Genomic DNA, 18,551 nt, shown 5'->3' on the forward strand with positions numbered 1-18,551 from the left:
CATCCGGCGCAAGGGCATACTGGAATTACAGACGGCGGGACTCGTCGTTTCTGCCCATGGAGGCCAGCGTAAATCCGTCACACAGACGGTTGCGGCCTGAGAAGTGGGAAGACTCGCCGTTTACGGCGGGGAGCAGTCACATATCTTCTGATTTTTCTTAATAAACGCATGAAGGACAATGATATTTGAACCTTGTAGATAGCAAAACAATCCGCGTCCTAGACCTTCTTGCGCTTTGGCGCGAATCTCGAATAGACCTTTTCCCATTGACTTAGCATGCGAGCCTGAATTCTGGGTGGCATATTGAGGATTGCATCCTCGACGCCATCATAGAGTTCAATGTTCCAGTTCATATTCAACATTGCCCTTAATCTTATCTTATATGATAAGTTTGTAAGTTGTCAAGAATCTGTTTTCGATGAAAACCACTGGTGGCGGAGATTGTTGATATGCATGGATAGCCAGGGCGCAACGGATGCTTAATTTATTGATATTAATTCTGTTCATTATTTTCAGTACATTGATAATTGCGGCTGAGACATTGAATACAGAGAAAAATTGCCCGGATTGAGCGGGTATTTTTTACATGATGACATATTCAGGCGCTATGATCGTTCTAGCGCCAGCTCGCAGCTAGATGGATATACCCGTTATCTTTCAAGTTGCCTCTTTGTTGGCTGCACTCGCTCACCCCGGTCACAGAGTTATCTATGCTCCCGGGGATTCGCTCCCTTGCCGTCTCGATGCATCTTGAAATCCATAGGGTATATATCAGAAACAAGGTAAGAAAAATTTTATCACCGTGAATAGCTAGGGCCATTGCCGGGCGGTATGTAACACTCTGAGTACCTGTAAAAGGTTTCTCCGAACCTGGTAGATCATCACGTAATGGGGATGAACGACAGCCTCCCGTGTCCCTTTTACCCTACCAGGTTTATACATATTGGGATGTTGGCAGGCCATTTCTGCCGTTACTTCAAATTCATTATCCAGTTCAATTGCAGCCAGCGGATTATCCAGCGCGATATATTCCATAATAGCCTCACGATCAGCCAAAGCCATTGGCTTCCATTCCAGCTCCATTATATCTCCTTACGTAGGGCCGCTTTTTTGGCTGCAAACCGTGCTTTAACTTCCTCATGAGGAACACTGGGGTGGGGATCATCGATAGCTGCCTGAACTTGCTGACGGAACCATGCATCATAGGCAGCAGCCTTATGCGCCCGTTTCAGGGCTTCTGCACGGTCTGGACGGGCCGTTTTCGTTGGTGTACCCAGATTATAATTGGCTGCATCTACATTGAACTGTGCAATGCCTATGTCTTTAAGATAAGTGACAAGGGTTTCCAGTCGTTTAAACAGGCGTACTTGGCGACTGCGCTGGGCAATCAGAGGACGCTCTACCGCGCCATATTTCACCATCAGAGTCCATCCATCGTTATGGCCTACCACATGTACCGAGTTAACAGCGCCGGCTTCAACCAGCCGATTTAGTGTGGAATGATCGATTGTTTCTGTGACCATAAATGCTCTCCTGAGTTATTTATATGCAAGTATACCCGTTATCTTTCAAGTTGCCTTTTTGTTGGCTGCATTCACTCACCCCGGTCACAGAGTTATCTATGCTCCCGGGGATTCGCTCCCTTGCCGCCGCGATCCATCTTGAAATCCATAGGGTATATTTAGAGTAGCATATGCATTTAATTATTAATTGCAATGCAATAAATAGTTAAATGAATTAGGTTTTCACTGTGATATCCACTCTACGCAGTATATAAAAAAGTTTGTTACCTTGGGATTTCAGAAAGTTATTCCTTCGAACTGCTTCGCAAAGTTATTATCTCAGCCTTGGACAGCCTCTCTTTATCCTCTATTTTGCTGTTATGCATGGATAGCCAAGGAGCAACGGATGCTTAATTTATTGATATTAATCCTGTTCATTATTTTCAGTACATTGATAATTGCGGCTGAAACATTGAATACAGAGAAAAATTGCCCTGATTGAGCGGGTATTTTTTACATTCTCCGCACGAAGGGGTCTGACGGTTCTGGTTATCTTTCTTCTCTTTGCGGGTTCAGGTGTTCGTTATGATGGCATCGAGGGCTGAGATAATTTCATTTCTGGATGAGGCTACGTTGCATACAAAATCTGATTTGTTGATTTTTTTTGCATCCAGAAACGTTATTGCCGGTGTAAATATATAATAACTATTATTATTAATGACCACCTGAGGGGTGATTCTTTTCTGGTTGAGGCTAATGTCATTTTTAGATACTAGAGGAACAATAATCCTTGTTGTTAAATCATCAAAATAATCATTCTGGATAATAAGGTAAAACGGCCAAAGCCTGTTTGTTTTGGCCGATGGATTACGATACACATCAAATTGCTGTGGCATTACAGGCTCCCGAAAAATTCATCGTCTGTAAGCATTCCAGCTTTCGCCATGAATATGTTCATAGCCTGCATATCTTCTTTCTCTTTCTCTCTCTCATCCTGTTTAGCTTTTATAGTCTGCGCCAGAAGGATATCTAGTGTTGCTGAGAGATTCATGTCCATACTACGGGCTTTATCGACCAGTGAAGCTGTCAGGTACACGTTGGTGCTTCTTTTGGTGCTGTTACGGGGAGAGGTAACGGTATTCATGGTGTTTACTCCTATGCGCAAAAGTATGCGCATAAGTATGATGGGTAACGGAAAAACAATCAAGTATCCTGCTTCTTGAAAGACTTAGAATTTAATTATTAATTGCAATGCAACAAATAGTTAAATGAATCAGATTTTCACCGTGATATCCGCTCTATGCAGTATATAAAAAGTTCGTTACCTTGGGATTTCAGGAAGTTATTCCTTCGAACCGCTTCGCAAAGTTATTATTTCAGCCTTGGACAGCCTCTCTTTATCCTCTATTTTGCCGTTATGCATGGATAGCCAGGGAGCAACGGATGCTTAATTTATTGATATTAATCCTGTTCATTATTTTCAGTGCGCCGATAGTTGCGGCTGAGACATTGGATACAGAGAAAGATTGCCCTGCATGGTCGCAAGACAAATTACAACGTGAAACAAAAAGTCTGATGCAACAGATGGCTCAATGGGATCAACTCTATCGTCAGAAAGGGATCAGCGAGATCGATGATGAAGTTTATGATCAATTAATGGCGGAGCTAATTCATTGGCAACTCTGCCTGAAACAAGCGCCTCATTCGGATTTTCCTGTGGCAGTTTTTCCCGATAATAAGCTGGTTCATCCAGTTGCTCATACTGGATTAAGTAAACTAAAAGACGAACGGGAAATTAACCGATGGTTGCAGGGCAGATTACCTGTCTGGTTACAGCCAAAGATTGATGGCGTGGCGGTAACAGTGGTTTACCAGAAAGGAAAATTAGTTTCATTAATCAGCCGAGGTAATGGTTCTGAAGGCATAGATTGGACAGCGAAAAGCCGACATATTCCCGGTATTCAGCAGAATATAGAAAATGCACCGCCTTATATGGTGTTGCAAGGAGAGCTTTTTCTGCATAAAGAGGGGCATAGACAACAATTATCCGGCAGTGATGGCGCCCGTAATCGTGTTGCGGGTTTGATGATGCGCAAGGAGCATTCGCCAGAATTAAAGCAAGTAGGTTTGTTTATCTGGAGCTGGCCGGATGGCCCTGTAGATATGGAAAGTAAATTGCAGAAACTGGCGAATATGGGCTTTCCATTGGTGCTTCGCTATAGCCATAAAATAGAGAACCCAGAACAGGTACAGAAACTGCGGATGCACTATTTTGAACAACCCATGCCTTTCGCTACAGACGGTATCGTGCTGAAACAGGAAATTGAACCTAAAGGAAATCAGTGGCGGTCTGGATCTAACAGTTGGGCTGTGGCATGGAAACACCCTTTACGCCATCAGGTTACACACGTCAGGGAAGTCAATTTTACCATTGGCAGGACGGGCAAAATCTCAGTTGTGCTTGGGCTGGATAAGGTAAAACTGGATGACCGACAAGTCAGCCGAGTCAATATTGGTTCAGTCCGTCGTTGGCAACAGTTGGATGTGTTGCCGGGGGATCGGGTGACTCTTACACTAGCCGGTCATGGTATCCCGAAATTAGATCAAGTGGCGTGGCGGATTAAAGAGCGTCAGGATATTCAGCCGCCGGATAAGCAGCGTTATCATGCGCTGAGTTGTCTGACGTTAATGGCGGGTTGTGAACAACAGTTTAATGCACGACTGAAATGGCTTGGTGAAAATCTGCACATGACAGGTGTCAGTAGCGGTAGTTGGACAATTTTGACTGAACAAAAATTAGTCACTGATTTAACCGGTTGGTTAACACTTTCAGTTCAACAAATGGCGGCCTTACCGGGAATCGGAGATAAACGAGCACAGGCTCTTTATTCACAATTCAGCAAGGCAAAAAATCAGCCTTTTTCTTATTGGATGAAAGGTATTGGGGTGCCTTATATGGCTAAGCTGTCTGACGATGTTGATCGCTGGCAGCAACTGGAGCAGAAATTAGCCGGAGCACAGTTAAAACAACAGCTCACTGCTGGGCAATTGAAAAAATTGTCTGATTTTATCAATGACGCGCAGATTAAAATGGTTGCAGATAAACTGTCAGTAGCAGGGATAACGGGTTTTGACCGGGAAAACGGGGTCGTGGTTAACCCCGTTGGTATGGTTCAGTGATCGGAGTGCTCATAATTAAAGACCGGTAATCCAAGGCGGTAGCGGATAGCAATCAGTCTTGCTGTCAGACCTGCGATCAAGGTAATCAGAATAATGCCGTTTTGTGGTAGAGGCGTGTGTTGTAAACCAATGTATAACCAGGCTGCGGTAAAGGAGACACCCGCATAGATCTCTTTCTGGAAAACCAATGGAATGGTATTACACAGCATATCGCGCAGTACGCCACCGAAAACACCGGTGATAACTGCGGCAATGGAAGCAATTATCGGGCCATAGTTCATATCCAGTGCAATCTGTGCGCCAAGAATGGAGAAGACAATCAGGCCAATGGCATCAAGGATCAGAAACAGGCGGCGCAAATGCTTCATCATCGGTGCAACCCAGGTGGTGATCACTGCGGCACAGGCGACGGTTACGATATATTCAGGATGTTTGACCCAGCCGAGAGGGTAATGCCCAAGCAGTATGTCCCGAACGGAACCACCGCCAATGGCCGTGACTGAAGCAATAATAATTACGCCGAACATATCCATTTTGCGGCGGCCTGCGGCTAAAGCCCCAGTCATGGCTTCAGCAGTAATACCAATGATATAAAGGACACTCAGTAACATAGATTATTTGATGTGCGCAGCGTAAAAAAGGTAAGAGTAATGTCGAAATGGTAAAGTCTCGACTGAAATTTTTTCGCTTTATCCATTTTGGATTAGTAATAGTTATTCGAAAGCCTGACATAAGGATAATAAAGTGCTCTTTCAGGAACGGCAAATCACGTTTGACAATCGCAGCCACCAGCTTACCAATATCAATGTTTGGACGCCAGATAGCCAATGGTTAGCTTATGATGTTCGTCCTCATGGCGCCTCTTTTACCGGTTTAACGATAGAAAAAATTCATGTGAAAAGTGGCAAAATAGATATTATCTATCAGGCAACAGAGGGTGCTCATGTTGGCGTAGTGACAGTCAGCCCAACAGAACCTGTCCGGTATGCTTTTATTCATGGGCCTGAATGCCCGGATGAGCAATGGCATTATGGTTTCCATCACCGGCGAGGGGTGATTGTCAGTGAAGAGTCACCCGGAAAGGCTGTCACTCTGGATGCAATGGATATTACTGCGCCCTATACACCGGGAGCGTTGCGTGGAGGAAGTCACGTTCATGTATTCAGCCCGGATGGTAGCCGTCTGAGTTTTACTTATAACGACCATGTTATGCATAAGCTTGATCCCGTGTTGGATTTGCGTAATATCGCAGTTGCTGTGCCCTTAAAATCGGTTGAATCCTCTAAACAGCATCCCCGTGAATATGATGGCAGTCATTTCTCCGTTCTAGTCAGTAGTACAACTTCTCATCCGGAGCCGGGTAGTGATGATATTAATCGCGCCTATGAAGAGTGTTGGATAGGTCAGGCTGGATATCATAGGGCTGATGGCAACCGGCAGCGTTGGGCGTTGGCATTTATTGGCGATACCATTTCTGCAACAGGAGAAAAAGTACCGGAAGTCTATGTCGTTGATCTGCCTGAACAGGATGCTGATTATGCAATAGCAGGGGAAAAACCGTTGCAAGGTACAGAAACAACGTTACCGGCGCCGCCTGCCGGTGTAATGCAGCGTCGTCTGACATTTACCTGTCACAAACGCTGGCCGGGGGTAGTGAATAACCCACGTCATTGGTTGCGTGCTTCACCGGATGGTGAACAGATTGGTTTCCTGATGAAAGATGACAATGGCACTGTGCAATTGTGGACAATATCGCCAAATGGTGGAGAACCTCGTCAAATAACGAGGGGAAATTGTGGTATTCAATCTGCTTTTAGTTGGGAGGGCCGCGGTCGGTTTGTTGCTTTTATTTGCGATAACAGCGTGATGTTGTGTGATGTGCAAAATGGGCAGATGCAGCGACTGACTGAGCGTACTGAACAGGCGCCTTCTGCGGATGCGGTTGTGATTTCACCGGATAGCCATTATATTGCATTTATGCGTGAAGTTGATGGTTATATGCAAATTTTCCTGGTGGAAACAGGAATAAAATAAATATATTTGCCGCCAGTTTGCTATTTACTGGTGGCAATAAATAAACCGGAACGAATTATTAGTTGGTTTTGGTCTGGTGTTGTGTGTTTTTTATTTTTTCAATTCGTTCTTTTGGTGAACTTGCTGATTGATCCTCATCAGATTTTATATAGTCATAAGGTAATAAAATGGTATCCAGCAGGGCAGAAAAAGGCAGATCAATTGCTAATAGTGGCTTCATTACCCAGCCAGTGTCGTTATCTTTCAGCATTTCAATATTCGTTTTTGCGCCGGAATAATAACCAAGGCTAGGCCCTGAATGGGTCATAATGCTCGTGCACCCGCTGGTTAACAGCCATCCTAATGTGACGCAAAATAGAATTAATTTATTACTCTTCATTGGTTCTATTGATCTCGTATGGTCAAACAGCCGGAATATTTCGCTCTTGCGTTGGTTTGTTGGGTAGTTTTTATTCCCCTAAATTCCTTAGCTAAGAGCCTTTATGCTATCACTATAATCACGCCACGCAACATTGACCATAGCACTGATACCAAAAAGTAGTGAATTTTTTATGTAACACTACTTTTTCCTGTGCTTCTGATTAATTAAGGAATGATACAAATCATCATAATGATTTAAGTGGTCTATATCTTAAATGCTTTTTAAGTATAAAATTGATTTGGTTTTTATATATCCGTCATATTATTTCAAGAAGTCCTCTCTTTCCCTATATTACAACAATCCCTTATAATTTGTGGGTTAAACCACATAACGACGGTTCAGTTTCTGACAGAATCAGTGAGTAATAGGTTAGGTATTGGCGGTTCTTTTTTGGGCTTTATAGGTGAAAGACCTAAAAGTGCTGTCAGAAGGCTAGGCAGGTATTATGTGACAGTATCGCCGTGCCGCCGTCAACATGTACTGCGGGATTAACGCCCAAATATAGTAATATGGAACGAGTGGTTTTCTGGTAGGTTCTTCTTGCTAAGAGATTTATCCCATAATGGGACTTTTTCTTGCCTTAAGCCTCGTATTGGGACTATCATATTCCACATGAAGATAATCTCTGTTTCGACACTGAAAGCGTTTTGGGAATCATACCCCAACGCCGAGCAACCACTTAGAGCCTGGGTTGATGAAGCTAAAAAAGCCAGTTGGAAAACCCCGGGGGAGATTAAATCGCAATACCGCAACGCGAGTATTCTAAAAAATAATCGCGTGGTATTTAATATCAAAGGTAACGACTATCGCTTAATTGTTTCTATTTTTTATCCGATTGGCTGGTTGTATGTGAAATTTGTTGGAACACATCAGCAATATGATGCGATAGACGCCAACACAATTGAGCCGGAGTAAGCTATGAATATTAAACCTATCAGAACAGAACAGGATTATAAGGAAGCTTTAAAAGCCGTTTCTCCATTGTTTGATAATCAGCCTGAAATTGGATCTCCCGAGTTTGATTATATGGAAGTTATGGTTTTGCTGATTGAGGCTTACGAGACTGAACACTTCCCGATTGACCCGCCAAACCCTATTGAGGCTATAAAATTCCGTATGGATCAGATGGGCCTCACAGCGAAAGATCTTGAACCAGCAATAGGTCGGGTTAATCGTGTTTATGAAATATTAAACGGTAAGCGCAATCTAACACTACCAATGATTCGGAAATTGAATAAGCAATTTGGCATATCAGCTGAAAGTCTCATTAATGCATAATGCACTCTTGCATTAGCCATCAGTAAACGCACAAAAACCGGCCTATTCAAGCTATTAGATTGAGAGTTTTTTGATTAAATAGATACTGCTGAAGGAGAGGGAACAGACAAGGAATGTTTCTTTCTCTTCTTTGCACCAAGCACTCTACAAATTCTGATAATAATCATGTAAAAGTCCTCGTTGTCATTTGGCTCCCGCATTTTCATGCAGGAGCTTTTTTATTGCTGGTTTCAGGCGACTTTCTGATGTGCCAGTTCAATCTCTTCCGCCAGAATCGCAATCCCTTTTTCGATACTTTCTGGATCAGGAACATAGTTCATGCGCATACATTCGTGAGCATGTGGCCAGTTTTGCTCGAGCCCTGGGAAGAAATAGTGGCCTGGGACCATCAGCACACCGCGCTTTTTCAGCCTGTGGTAAAGCGTTTCTGTTGTTATCGGCAGGTTTTTAAACCACAGCCACAGAAAAATGGCGCCCTCTGGTTTATGGATCAGACAAAGTTCTGCCGGCAGATAACGACGGATAATATGAATGACGTCCTGAACCCGTTGTTGATAGAACGGGCGGATGACTTCCTGTGACAGGCGAAGAAGGTCATTGCGTCGGATCATTTCCAGCGCCATTGCTGGCCCAACGCCGCCTGGTGCAAGGCTGATGATGCCGTTCATGTTACTGACGGCATTGATGATTTTATCGTTAGCAATAATAATCCCGCAGCGGGAGCCGGGCAGCCCTAATTTGGATAAGCTCATGCACAGAATAATATTGGGATTCCACAATGGCGTGGCTTCGCTGAAAATAATGCCTGGGAAGGGTACGCCGTAAGCATTATCAATTAGCAGCGGAATTTGGTGCTGTTGAGCGAGATAATCCAGCCGTTGCAATTCTTCGTCAGTGATGACGTTGCCTGTTGGGTTAGTTGGGCGAGAAACACAGATCAGGCCAATATCGTCGGTAATATTGAGATGATCAAAATCAACACGGTATTTGAACTGACCTGCCGGCAATAATTCAATATTGGGTTTATTGGCAACAAATAAGCCTTCATCCAGCCCTGAGTCGGAATAGCCAATATATTCCGGCGCCAGTGGAAATAGTACTTTACGGGTAGATCCATCTTCACTGCGCCCGGCCAGCAGGTTAAACAGATAGAAAAATGCGCTCTGGCTGCCATTGGTCAGGGCTATATTTTGTGTGCTAATTTCCCAGCCAAGTTTTTCGCGCAACATCTCTGCCAATGCCCGAATTAGCGTATCTTTACCCTGAGGACCATCATAGTTGCATAGTGTTTCCGTAAGATGGCCGCTTGCGGCCATCTCAGTCAGTAATTGCTGAAAATAGTCATCCATTTCTGGGATATGTGCCGGATTACCACCGCCCAGCATAATTGCGCCGGGAGTCCTCAGCCCTTGATTAAGGTCATTCATCAGGCGGGTTATACCTGCGTCTTGTGTAAACTTGTTACCGAATTGAGAAAAAATCATAGCCGTATTCGTTGTCGGTGTGTTATTTAGATTAGAAGAAATAACACCATACCCTTCGCATTATCGGGGTGCAATCTGGAAAATTATGACTATTAATTATTTAATATGGCATTTAATTTAACATTTAAAATAAAGAGCTAAATGTTTGGTCAATATCCAGTTTTATTCTTGGTGTTAATCTTGGGACTATTGTAATTCACTGAATTTATTTTCTACATAAACAGTCAGTTATATGGTCATTGACTAAGCCTGTCGCCTGCATAAATGCATAGCAAGTGGTACTGCCGATAAATTTGAACCCTCTTTTTTTCAGTGCTTGTGATAACTCATCTGAGAGATCTGTTGTTACCGGCACCTCTGTGATGGTTTTCCACTGATTAATAATCGGTTTGTTATCAACAAAACGCCAGATAAAGGTGCTGAATACCTCACCCTGTTGTTGCATTTTAAGATATGCCCGCGCATTGTTGATAATGGCGTTAATTTTGGCGCGATTGCGGACAATAGCGGGATTGAGCATCAGCCGTGCCACATCATTTTCATCCATGACGGCAATTTTTACCGGATCAAACTGATGAAAGCATCGATGATAGCCTTCGCGTTTTTTCAGGATAGTCAGCCATGACAGCCCGGATTGCTGGCCTTCTAGACAAATCATTTCAAACAGCTTCTGGCTATCTTTTTGTGGTTTTCCCCATTCATTATCATGGTAAGCCAGATATTCAGGATCAGAGGTTACCCAATTACAACGTGTTAGTTCCATGATGATGATGATTCCCGATGTTGATGGTTAATAATTGACTGTACTTTAACTGTATATACATACAAGTAAAATAGCTAGATTAAGATTTTTTTATTTCAGGGCGGAATTGAGAGCGAATTCAGGGCTGTATATCTTAAGGTCAAAGGGTATACTGACCAACTTCCTTTCAAATTCATATGTATCGCGTGCGGATCCAACATGCAAAAGTTTGATACCAAGACCTTTCAGGGGCTGATCCTGACATTACAGGATTATTGGGCGCGCCAGGGCTGCACCATTGTCCAATCATTGGACATGGAAGTCGGCGCTGGTACTTCTCATCCAATAACTTGCCTGCGTGCACTTGGCCCGGAGCCAATTGCTGCGGCTTATGTGCAACCTTCCCGTCGTCCAACGGATGGCCGATATGGTGAAAACCCGAATCGCTTACAACATTACTATCAGTTTCAGGTCATTATTAAGCCGTCGCCAGACAATATTCAGGAATTATATCTGGGTTCTCTGAAAGAGTTGGGGTTGGACCCGACGGTTCACGATATCCGTTTTGTTGAAGATAACTGGGAAAACCCGACATTGGGCGCTTGGGGCTTGGGCTGGGAAGTGTGGCTTAACGGCATGGAAGTGACTCAATTCACTTACTTCCAGCAAGTAGGTGGCCTTGAATGTAAACCAGTCACTGGTGAAATCACTTATGGTCTTGAGCGTCTGGCAATGTATATCCAGGGCGTGGACAGTGTTTATGATCTGGTTTGGAGCGATGGTCCGCTGGGTAAAACCACTTATGGCGACATTTATCATCAAAATGAAGTAGAACAATCTACTTATAACTTTGAATATGCGGATGTCGATTTCCTGTTTACCTGTTTCGAACAATATGAAAAAGAAGCTCAGGATTTATTGGCGCTGGAAACACCGCTACCTCTGCCAGCTTATGAACGTATTCTCAAAGCGGGTCATACATTCAACTTACTGGATGCCCGTAAAGCTATCTCGGTGACTGAACGTCAGCGCTATATCCTGCGTATCCGCACCCTGACCAAAGCTGTTGCAGAAGCTTATTATGCCTCCCGTGAGGCATTGGGCTTTCCTATGTGTAAAAAGAATCAGAACTAAGAGGCTGTCATGACTCAACAGACTTTCCTGGTGGAAATCGGCACAGAAGAGTTGCCGCCGAAGGCTCTTCGTTCACTGGCTGAAGCATTTGCAGCTAATTTTGCGGCAGAACTGGATAACGCTAATTTGGCTCATGGTGAAGTGAACTGGTTTGCCTCTCCGCGCCGCCTGGCGCTGAAAATAGTCAATCTGGATGAAGCGCAGGCTGACCGTGAAGTGGAAAAACGTGGTCCGGCGATTGCTCAGGCATTTGATGCGGAAGGTAAACCGACAAAAGCGGCTGAAGGTTGGGCCCGTGGTTGCGGTATTACGGCTTCTCAGGCTGAACGGTTGGTGACAGATAAAGGCGAATGGTTACTGTATCGTGCGCTGGTTAAGGGCCGCAGTGTAAAAGAGCTGCTGGCGGATATGGTCAGCCATGCTCTGAGTAAATTGCCGATACCTAAATTAATGCGTTGGAGCGATAAAGAGACTCAGTTTGTTCGCCCGGTGCATACCGTTGCGATGTTGTTAGGTAATGAACTGATTGAAGGTGACATTCTGGGCATCAAATCCGCGCGTGTCATTCGTGGTCATCGTTTTATGGGTGAGCCTGAATTCACGATTGAGAACGCGGAACAGTATCCTGCGATTTTGCAGCAACGCGGTAAAGTGATCGCAGATTATGAAACCCGTAAGGCACTCATCAAACAGGATGTGGAACAAGCCGCTGTTCAACTGGGCGGCATTGCGGATATTAGTGATAGCCTGTTGGAAGAAGTCACTTCACTGGTTGAATGGCCGGTTGTGCTGACGGCGAAATTTGAAGAGAAATTCCTCGAAGTGCCAGCAGAAGCGTTGGTTTATACCATGAAAGGGGACCAGAAATACTTCCCGGTTTATGACAATGCCGGCAAGTTGATGGCGAACTTTATTTTTGTCACCAACATTGATTCTTCTGATCCGCAACAAATTATTTCTGGTAACGAAAAGGTGGTTCGTCCACGCTTGGCTGACGCAGAATTCTTCTTTAAGACGGATCGTAAACAGCGTCTGGAAGATAATCTACCTCGGTTAGAAACGGTTCTATTCCAGAAACAGCTTGGTACTTTGCGTGATAAAACGGATCGTATTCAGGCGCTGGCTGGCTGGATTGCAGAGCAGATCGGCGCTGATGTTAATCATGCTACCCGTGCGGGCCTGTTGTCTAAATGTGACCTGATGACCAACATGGTATTTGAGTTCACCGATACGCAGGGTGTGATGGGGATGCATTACGCCCGCTATGACGGTGAAGCGGAAGAGGTTGCTCTGGCACTGAATGAGCAGTATCAACCGCGTTTTGCCGGTGATGAATTGCCTTCTTCCGGCGTTTCTTGTGCGTTAGCCATTGCGGACAAAATGGATACTCTGGCGGGTATTTTTGGCATTGGTCAGCATCCAAAAGGCGATAAAGACCCGTTTGCGCTGCGTCGTGCTGCGCTGGGTGCTTTGCGTATTATCGTTGAGAAAAAACTGCCGCTGGATTTGCAGGCACTGACAGAAGAAGCGGTTCGTCTGTATGGTGACAAGCTGACGAATACCAAAGTCATCGATGAAGTAGTGGAGTTTATGCTTGGCCGTTTCCGTGCCTGGTATCAGGAGCAGGGTTACAGCATTGATACCATTCAAGCTGTGCTGGCCCGTCGTCCAACCCAACCCGCTGATTTCGATGCCCGCGTTAAAGCCGTCACTCATTTCCGTACATTGGACGAAGCGACAGCGCTGGCAGCCGCGAATAAGCGCGTTTCTAACATTCTGGCGAAGTCTGAAGAGACACTGAATGAGAAAGTCAGTGCTTCTGTGCTGAAAGCGCCTGAAGAGGTGAAACTGGCGACGCATTTAGTGGTCTTACAAGATAAGCTGGCGCCTTTGTTTGCTGAAGGATGCTATCAGGAAGCACTGGTTGAGTTAGCCTCCCTGCGTGAAATTGTCGATGCTTTCTTTGACAATGTCATGGTGATGGATGAAGACCAGCAGGTGCGCGTGAATCGCTTAACCTTGTTAAGTGAATTGCGTGAGTTATTCCTGAAAGTTGCGGATATTTCGTTACTGCAATAATAACCTGAAATAGTCAATTCCGGCTGTTGTGAGATGCAATGGCTGGAACTTAACACCTCTAATAAATTGACTGCCGAAATTTTGGCTAAGAGTGCTCGTGGTGGATGGAAGGAATTTCGTGATGCTCACATTGAGCCTGATTGATTGTTGATTTACAAAGTAGTTGGTGATGTCGTTAGTTTTGAATGAACAGGAAGACATTCTGACTTATTTGATGAATAAACCTTTCTAGGGGTACTGGGTAGCAGGTTAAAATAACTTAGTCACGAAAAAGAAAGTCCAGATTTATCTACAACATTATTTTTTACCTAATTGACGTATTTCTGTGAAATCCGTGAGAAAGTGCGGCATAACGGCATTCACGCTGTTTTTATCAGCAACTAACCTATGATTATCGAAAAGGTATTGACGGCCTACAACGAGCGCAGTAAGATGCGGCTCGTTTTCGGCGAGTAGCGCAGCTTGGTAGCGCAACTGGTTTGGGACCAGTGGGTCGGAGGTTCGAATCCTCTCTCGCCGACCAGATAATAGTTTGGGGATGTTCAAGTAGCTCCGCGAACTTAAAGAAATTAGGAAAGCCTTACAGTTGTTGCTGTAAGGCTTTTTGCTATTCGGTAGCATTCATTCAACAGCCACAGTTGTTTGGGGCATCGGTTTGCATAACTTTAGTATCAGCATCAAATTGCTTCGACTTTCCACTGTTGAAAAGGCCATAGTGTTTCTTCCCGTCACCCATTAAATCAAAAAGTGTATGGTAACGACTTTTGGTGATCATATCGGCGGTATTGCGGCATACGGGGACCGCTCTGCCTGTCTCAAAAATATGTTCTCGATCAAGCACAAACAGATCCGGTGCATCCGGTAAATTGCCTTTGTAAATGGCAATTTGACCATAATCCTCACAACGGTCTTCCAAATCTAATTTGAACAGCTTCAGCGTCATTGAATACAGTTTTGCACCGCCTAGCTTTGTTTCGATCTCTTTATTGTTTATGGACTTTAAATGGCTATGGGTTATACGGACATCATTAAAGCCGGTTGTTCTTGCTAGCCGTATAAAATCCTCAAAATACAGAACGTCACCGATACATTCACCAACAACTTGTGGATCATCTTTCAGTGATTGGTCCAGTCTTCTATCTGAAAAAATATCAGAAAAGTAGATTTCGCCGCCAGGCTTGAGTAAGCGAGCCATACCAGCCAGCACATTTGCCTTAGATATAGACAGATTGATGACACAGTTTGAGACGATAACGTCGATACTGGCAGGTGGTAAATCTAGTTCCTCTAGTGATTCGATATGCCCTTGTTGAAAATGAACATTGGTGGATGGGTAGCCAAAGATCTGACGATGATAGTCGACAAAGCTCTGGGCAAACTTGATTTGTGCTGCTGTTGCATCAATACCAATGACTTTACCCTCAGCGCCTACGAGATGAGACAGAATAAAGCAATCCTGCCCACTACCACATCCTAAATCCAGCACTGTGGTTCCTTCCAGTAAGGGAGGGAAAGGGGCACCGCAACCGTAAAAACGCATCTGTACATCAGGATGGATAAGCTTAAGAATTTCTTTGATTCTGTCTGGAGGGGCGTTCATAGAACATATATTCGTAGCGAGATCCTGTTTGTTGGACAGTGTTTCGCCATAATAGTGTTGTATGTCTTTAATCCGTTGTTTAAGCAATTGTTCGTTCATCTTTTTCTTCCTTAAACTAAACATTCTTGGGTGCTTGGTTTTCTTCTTTAGCACCTTTGGTATTTTTCTTACAGCAATCAGAGTTTTTTTCCTTTGAAATATCTTGAGTTTCCTCAGTCACCTCTTCAATCCGCATTGCACAACATGCGGAAGTTTCCTGTTTACCGAATAAACGGGCAATAAACCCTTTCTTCTCAGACATAATGGTCTCCTTTCAGGCAAATAATAGATTAGCGATATACCCTACCCCGATCGCAACACAGAAAATGGTCAGGACAAAAACTGCCACTAAACGGGGACGGAAAATGGTATTGAGCAGAATAACTTCTGGAATGCTCGCCCCTGCGCCAGCAATAATCAGTGCTGCGACAGCGCCTATACTCATCCCTTGAGATTGCAATGCTAAACCGATAGGGATCAATGTTTCTGCACGAATATAGAGTGGGATGCCTACAGCTGCTGCAACGGGAATGGTGAATGGATTATCGGCTCCGGCAATATTGGCAATCCATTCTCCCGGTACTACACCGTAGATTAAGGAACCGATACCTGCACCGATAAGTAAATAGGGCAGGGAGGTTTTAAACAGACTGAATGCAGCATGACTGGCGCGGTAGAGGCGAGACTTTAAATCCGTTACTCCCAGAGAGTGGTTATCACCGACTACACGCACTTTTTTGACATCTCGTTCTAAACCAAAGAACTGCCAGATTGCCCCCACTGCGACAGAGAGAATAAAAGCAGAAGCGCCATAAAATAGTGTGAATTTCCAACCAAGCAATGTCACTAGCAAACCCAGAATAACTGGATTGAGTATTGGTGAAGAGACAAGGAAAGACATAGTGGCACCAAATGGTGCACCTGCATTGAGCAGACTGACGGTAACTGGAATGGTTGAGCAGGAGCAAAATGGTGTTACTGCCCCTAATCCTGCGCCAACGAGATTGCCACGCAAACTACGCCCGGTAAGCAGGCGCTGTACTGTGCTGGCTGGTATGTACTCCTGCATCATTGCGACAATGAAACTCACAACTAAAAACAGAACGATCAACTCGGTACTTATGATGGTAAAAAATTTAAGTGTTTCAGCAAGAGAGTTTAGATTCATTATATATTCCTGATCAATGCATAGATGAGTAATGTATATAGTTAAAAAAAACCGTCATTACTGACGATTGATATGTGCAACGACTTCCATCCAAGCTTCTACAGCGACAGCGAAGGCTTCACGCCCTTTATCTGTTAATGTGTAGACTTTACGTCCACGACCTGCAACTGTTTCGTTGTGCACGGTTACATACCCACCTTGCTCAAATTCGCGTAGCACTGGATAAATTGTACCTTCAGTGGGTGCACAGCAGCCTTGGGTTGAACACTCAACTTCACGGGCAATTTCGTAGCCATGCATAGGCCGTTGTTGTAGGACACTGAGAATAAAAAACTTGGATAAACTCATCTTAATGATGCCATTCCAATACATTCGATCAGTGTAGTCCACTGCTGTTCTCCCAGCAGTCGTAGGGGTTTTTTTAGATTTGTTCATAACGTCATCATATGCATTGAGCATCAAGGTGTCAATATATAAGATATTTCCTGATTGTTTCAAGGGATACCCACTTCCGGCATCCCTTTAAACAGTATTTCTCGTTACACCACAGTATGAACTTTATGTTCCTATTCCATCGTTCCCACAGTAATTTTCAGAGCAGGGCTATCATTCCCTGAAGTAGAAGATATTTTTGGATCAAAACTCAAAAGGAGTTTGGAAGGTCCTCGTGTATACACCCCTGTTTCTTGATAATGATAGTTATCAGCGAAACGTAAATTGTGCAGGCGATCCAAAATAATATTGGATGAAACTTCTAACTGACAAAGTGAAAATGCAGCCGCAATACAAGCATGTGTACCTGCACCAAAAGCTAAATGTCTCTTTCGATTTGCTTTTTGGTGTGAAGTTGTATTCTTTCGTCGATATAGATCAAATTCATTTGGTTTGTGAAAAATTGATGGATCGCGATTAGCTGCGCCAATCATACAAAATATTACAGTGCCTTTAGGTATATCGATACCGGAGATAGTGACGTCTTCCTCTGTTTCTCTTGGAATGAGTTGTACGGGTGATGTCAGACGCAAAGTTTCTTCAAATGCATCTCGAACTAAAGCGCGATCTTTAACTACTGCATCAAGTGTACTTGGATTAGATATCAAGTGATTGAGCATCATTGCTAATATCTTGTCGGCAGGTTCTATAGCCGCTAATAGAATATTTAAGCACAATGCTGTAATTTCACTTGTAGACATCCCTGTATCTTGCCCATTGCTGCCGCAAAGTATAGATATAAAGTCCCCACTTGGATTACATCGTCTCTGATCTACTATAGGATTTAGTAAGTTAATCAATTTCTGACTACATTCAAGACTGTGTATTTTTTCTGGTTCTGTTTGGTCAAACTGGGTAATAAAATTGGCGATACCCTTGTGCCATTCAGCTATATCACGATAGTTATCACTTGGAAGTCCAAGAATACCTAATGTAACTAATACGGTGTAATCTCGGCCGAAGTCATTAACAATATCTATATTTCCTTTTTCTATATAAGGTTGTAAAAGATCTTCAGTAATCTTCCGAATCATGGGTTCGTAATAAAGACTAAAATGATTTCTTGAAAGCCCTTGCATCATGAGTTTTCGTTTACATGCGTGTTCTTCACCTTCCATTTGAATAAGAACTCGATTTCCCATAACAGGTTCCGCGCGTTCAGTTAATGGCCGCGTATTGAAAATTGAGGATTTTAAAATAGCGTCAACATCCTCATATTTGCCGATAAAGTAGCTATTTTGGGATTGTTCAAAATATACTAAATCTTGTTGATGCAAAATGTCGTAAAAATCGTAAGGATTTTTTATAAATTTGGGATCGTTAATGTTGAAATAACTTAATTTAGCCATTATTTTGCTTCCTTTCTAATGATATTAAATACTAAGCACGTATTAATTT

General features: G+C 43.7%; 20 protein-coding genes, 1 tRNA gene and 1 pseudogene. 8 read left to right on the forward strand and 14 right to left on the reverse strand.

Annotated features, from left to right (window positions below):
• Positions 1 to 100 (forward strand): annotated as a pseudogene (locus tag ABR397_RS15120) (RNA-guided endonuclease InsQ/TnpB family protein); the annotation flags it as partial.
• A 20-nt stretch (positions 101 to 120) separates the two neighbouring features.
• Here the strand turns inward: ABR397_RS15120 and ABR397_RS15125 are convergent.
• From ABR397_RS15125 to ABR397_RS15145, 5 genes are all read right to left on the reverse strand, one after another.
• Complete coding sequence (locus ABR397_RS15125) at positions 121 to 267, reverse strand: type II toxin-antitoxin system RelE/ParE family toxin (RefSeq protein ID WP_350306469.1); 147 nt, start codon at positions 265 to 267, stop codon at positions 121 to 123.
• Positions 268 to 810: 543 nt separating this feature from the next.
• Positions 811 to 1,083, reverse strand: coding sequence for a type II toxin-antitoxin system RelE/ParE family toxin (locus tag ABR397_RS15130; protein WP_350306470.1), 273 nt, complete (start codon positions 1,081 to 1,083; stop codon positions 811 to 813).
• Positions 1,083 to 1,523: a type II toxin-antitoxin system RelB family antitoxin gene (relB, locus tag ABR397_RS15135; protein ID WP_054479526.1), complete on the reverse strand. Its 441-nt coding sequence runs from the start codon at positions 1,521 to 1,523 to the stop codon at positions 1,083 to 1,085. Before relB ends, ABR397_RS15130 begins: the two co-directional genes overlap by 1 nt.
• Before the next feature lie 551 nt (positions 1,524 to 2,074).
• Positions 2,075 to 2,398 (reverse strand): CcdB family protein, encoded by a 324-nt coding sequence (locus ABR397_RS15140; RefSeq protein ID WP_012776412.1) that lies wholly within the window; start codon positions 2,396 to 2,398, stop codon positions 2,075 to 2,077.
• Positions 2,398 to 2,646: a type II toxin-antitoxin system CcdA family antitoxin gene (locus tag ABR397_RS15145; RefSeq protein ID WP_350306471.1), complete on the reverse strand. Its 249-nt coding sequence runs from the start codon at positions 2,644 to 2,646 to the stop codon at positions 2,398 to 2,400. The genes ABR397_RS15140 and ABR397_RS15145 overlap by 1 nt, the downstream gene beginning before the upstream one ends.
• A gap of 299 nt (positions 2,647 to 2,945) precedes the next feature.
• Between ABR397_RS15145 and ligB the strand changes: the two genes are divergently transcribed.
• A complete protein-coding gene (gene ligB, locus ABR397_RS15150) occupies positions 2,946 to 4,682 on the forward strand; it encodes an NAD-dependent DNA ligase LigB (RefSeq protein ID WP_350306472.1) in 1,737 nt (578 codons plus the stop codon).
• Here ligB and ABR397_RS15155 read toward each other — a convergent pair.
• On the reverse strand, positions 4,676 to 5,293 hold the full coding sequence (locus tag ABR397_RS15155; RefSeq protein ID WP_350306473.1) for a trimeric intracellular cation channel family protein: 618 nt from the start codon (positions 5,291 to 5,293) through the stop codon (positions 4,676 to 4,678). The genes ligB and ABR397_RS15155 overlap by 7 nt on opposite strands.
• A 133-nt stretch (positions 5,294 to 5,426) precedes the next feature.
• Between ABR397_RS15155 and ABR397_RS15160 the strand changes: the two genes are divergently transcribed.
• Entirely contained in the window at positions 5,427 to 6,716 is a 1,290-nt protein-coding gene (locus ABR397_RS15160) for a DUF3748 domain-containing protein (protein WP_350306474.1), read from the forward strand.
• A 58-nt stretch (positions 6,717 to 6,774) separates the two neighbouring features.
• On the opposite strand, the gene ABR397_RS15165 is transcribed toward ABR397_RS15160, so the two are convergent.
• Positions 6,775 to 7,095, reverse strand: coding sequence for a YceK/YidQ family lipoprotein (locus ABR397_RS15165; RefSeq protein WP_350306475.1), 321 nt, complete (start codon positions 7,093 to 7,095; stop codon positions 6,775 to 6,777).
• A 654-nt stretch (positions 7,096 to 7,749) separates the two neighbouring features.
• On the opposite strand from ABR397_RS15165, the gene ABR397_RS15170 reads away from it, so the two are divergent.
• A complete protein-coding gene (locus tag ABR397_RS15170; protein WP_350306476.1) occupies positions 7,750 to 8,052 on the forward strand; it encodes a type II toxin-antitoxin system HigB family toxin in 303 nt (100 codons plus the stop codon).
• Between the two features lie 3 nt (positions 8,053 to 8,055).
• Positions 8,056 to 8,415: a helix-turn-helix domain-containing protein gene (locus ABR397_RS15175; protein WP_350306477.1), complete on the forward strand. Its 360-nt coding sequence runs from the start codon at positions 8,056 to 8,058 to the stop codon at positions 8,413 to 8,415.
• 230 nt (positions 8,416 to 8,645) lie between these two features.
• Here ABR397_RS15175 and ABR397_RS15180 read toward each other — a convergent pair whose 3' ends face one another.
• Together ABR397_RS15180 and ABR397_RS15185 are read right to left on the reverse strand one after the other, a co-directional pair.
• Positions 8,646 to 9,899 carry a valine--pyruvate transaminase gene (locus ABR397_RS15180; protein ID WP_350306478.1) on the reverse strand — a complete coding sequence of 418 codons (1,254 nt, stop codon included), beginning with the start codon at positions 9,897 to 9,899 and terminating at the stop codon, positions 8,646 to 8,648.
• A 205-nt stretch (positions 9,900 to 10,104) separates the two neighbouring features.
• Positions 10,105 to 10,662 carry a DNA-3-methyladenine glycosylase I gene (locus tag ABR397_RS15185; protein ID WP_350306479.1) on the reverse strand — a complete coding sequence of 186 codons (558 nt, stop codon included), beginning with the start codon at positions 10,660 to 10,662 and terminating at the stop codon, positions 10,105 to 10,107.
• Between the two features lie 198 nt (positions 10,663 to 10,860).
• On the opposite strand from ABR397_RS15185, the gene glyQ reads away from it, so the two are divergent.
• From glyQ to ABR397_RS15200, 3 genes are all read left to right on the forward strand, one after another.
• Positions 10,861 to 11,775, forward strand: coding sequence for a glycine--tRNA ligase subunit alpha (gene glyQ / locus ABR397_RS15190; protein ID WP_350306480.1), 915 nt, complete (start codon positions 10,861 to 10,863; stop codon positions 11,773 to 11,775).
• 9 nt (positions 11,776 to 11,784) lie between these two features.
• Entirely contained in the window at positions 11,785 to 13,854 is a 2,070-nt protein-coding gene (gene glyS / locus ABR397_RS15195; protein ID WP_350306481.1) for a glycine--tRNA ligase subunit beta, read from the forward strand.
• A 446-nt stretch (positions 13,855 to 14,300) separates the two neighbouring features.
• Positions 14,301 to 14,377 (forward strand) — tRNA-Pro (locus ABR397_RS15200).
• Between the two features lie 102 nt (positions 14,378 to 14,479).
• On the opposite strand, the gene ABR397_RS15205 is transcribed toward ABR397_RS15200, so the two are convergent.
• The 5 genes from ABR397_RS15205 to ABR397_RS15225 form a co-directional block, all read right to left on the reverse strand.
• The gene (locus tag ABR397_RS15205; protein ID WP_350306482.1) at positions 14,480 to 15,553 is read right to left on the reverse strand and encodes a methyltransferase domain-containing protein; all 1,074 of its coding nucleotides are present in this window, start codon (positions 15,551 to 15,553) and stop codon (positions 14,480 to 14,482) included.
• Between the two features lie 16 nt (positions 15,554 to 15,569).
• Positions 15,570 to 15,755, reverse strand: coding sequence for a hypothetical protein (locus ABR397_RS15210; RefSeq protein WP_350306483.1), 186 nt, complete (start codon positions 15,753 to 15,755; stop codon positions 15,570 to 15,572).
• A gap of 12 nt (positions 15,756 to 15,767) precedes the next feature.
• Positions 15,768 to 16,661 (reverse strand): permease, encoded by an 894-nt coding sequence (locus ABR397_RS15215; protein ID WP_350306484.1) that lies wholly within the window; start codon positions 16,659 to 16,661, stop codon positions 15,768 to 15,770.
• Positions 16,662 to 16,718: 57 nt separating this feature from the next.
• The gene (locus ABR397_RS15220) at positions 16,719 to 17,051 is read right to left on the reverse strand and encodes a PadR family transcriptional regulator (RefSeq protein WP_350306485.1); all 333 of its coding nucleotides are present in this window, start codon (positions 17,049 to 17,051) and stop codon (positions 16,719 to 16,721) included.
• Between the two features lie 176 nt (positions 17,052 to 17,227).
• Positions 17,228 to 18,502, reverse strand: a complete 1,275-nt coding sequence (locus ABR397_RS15225) for a cytochrome P450, cyclodipeptide synthase-associated (RefSeq protein ID WP_350306486.1) — start codon at positions 18,500 to 18,502, stop codon at positions 17,228 to 17,230.
• Positions 18,503 to 18,551 lie beyond the last annotated feature (49 nt).

This window comes from Photorhabdus viridis (assembly GCF_040256935.1).
In the GTDB taxonomy this organism is placed as follows: domain Bacteria; phylum Pseudomonadota; class Gammaproteobacteria; order Enterobacterales; family Enterobacteriaceae; genus Photorhabdus; species Photorhabdus viridis.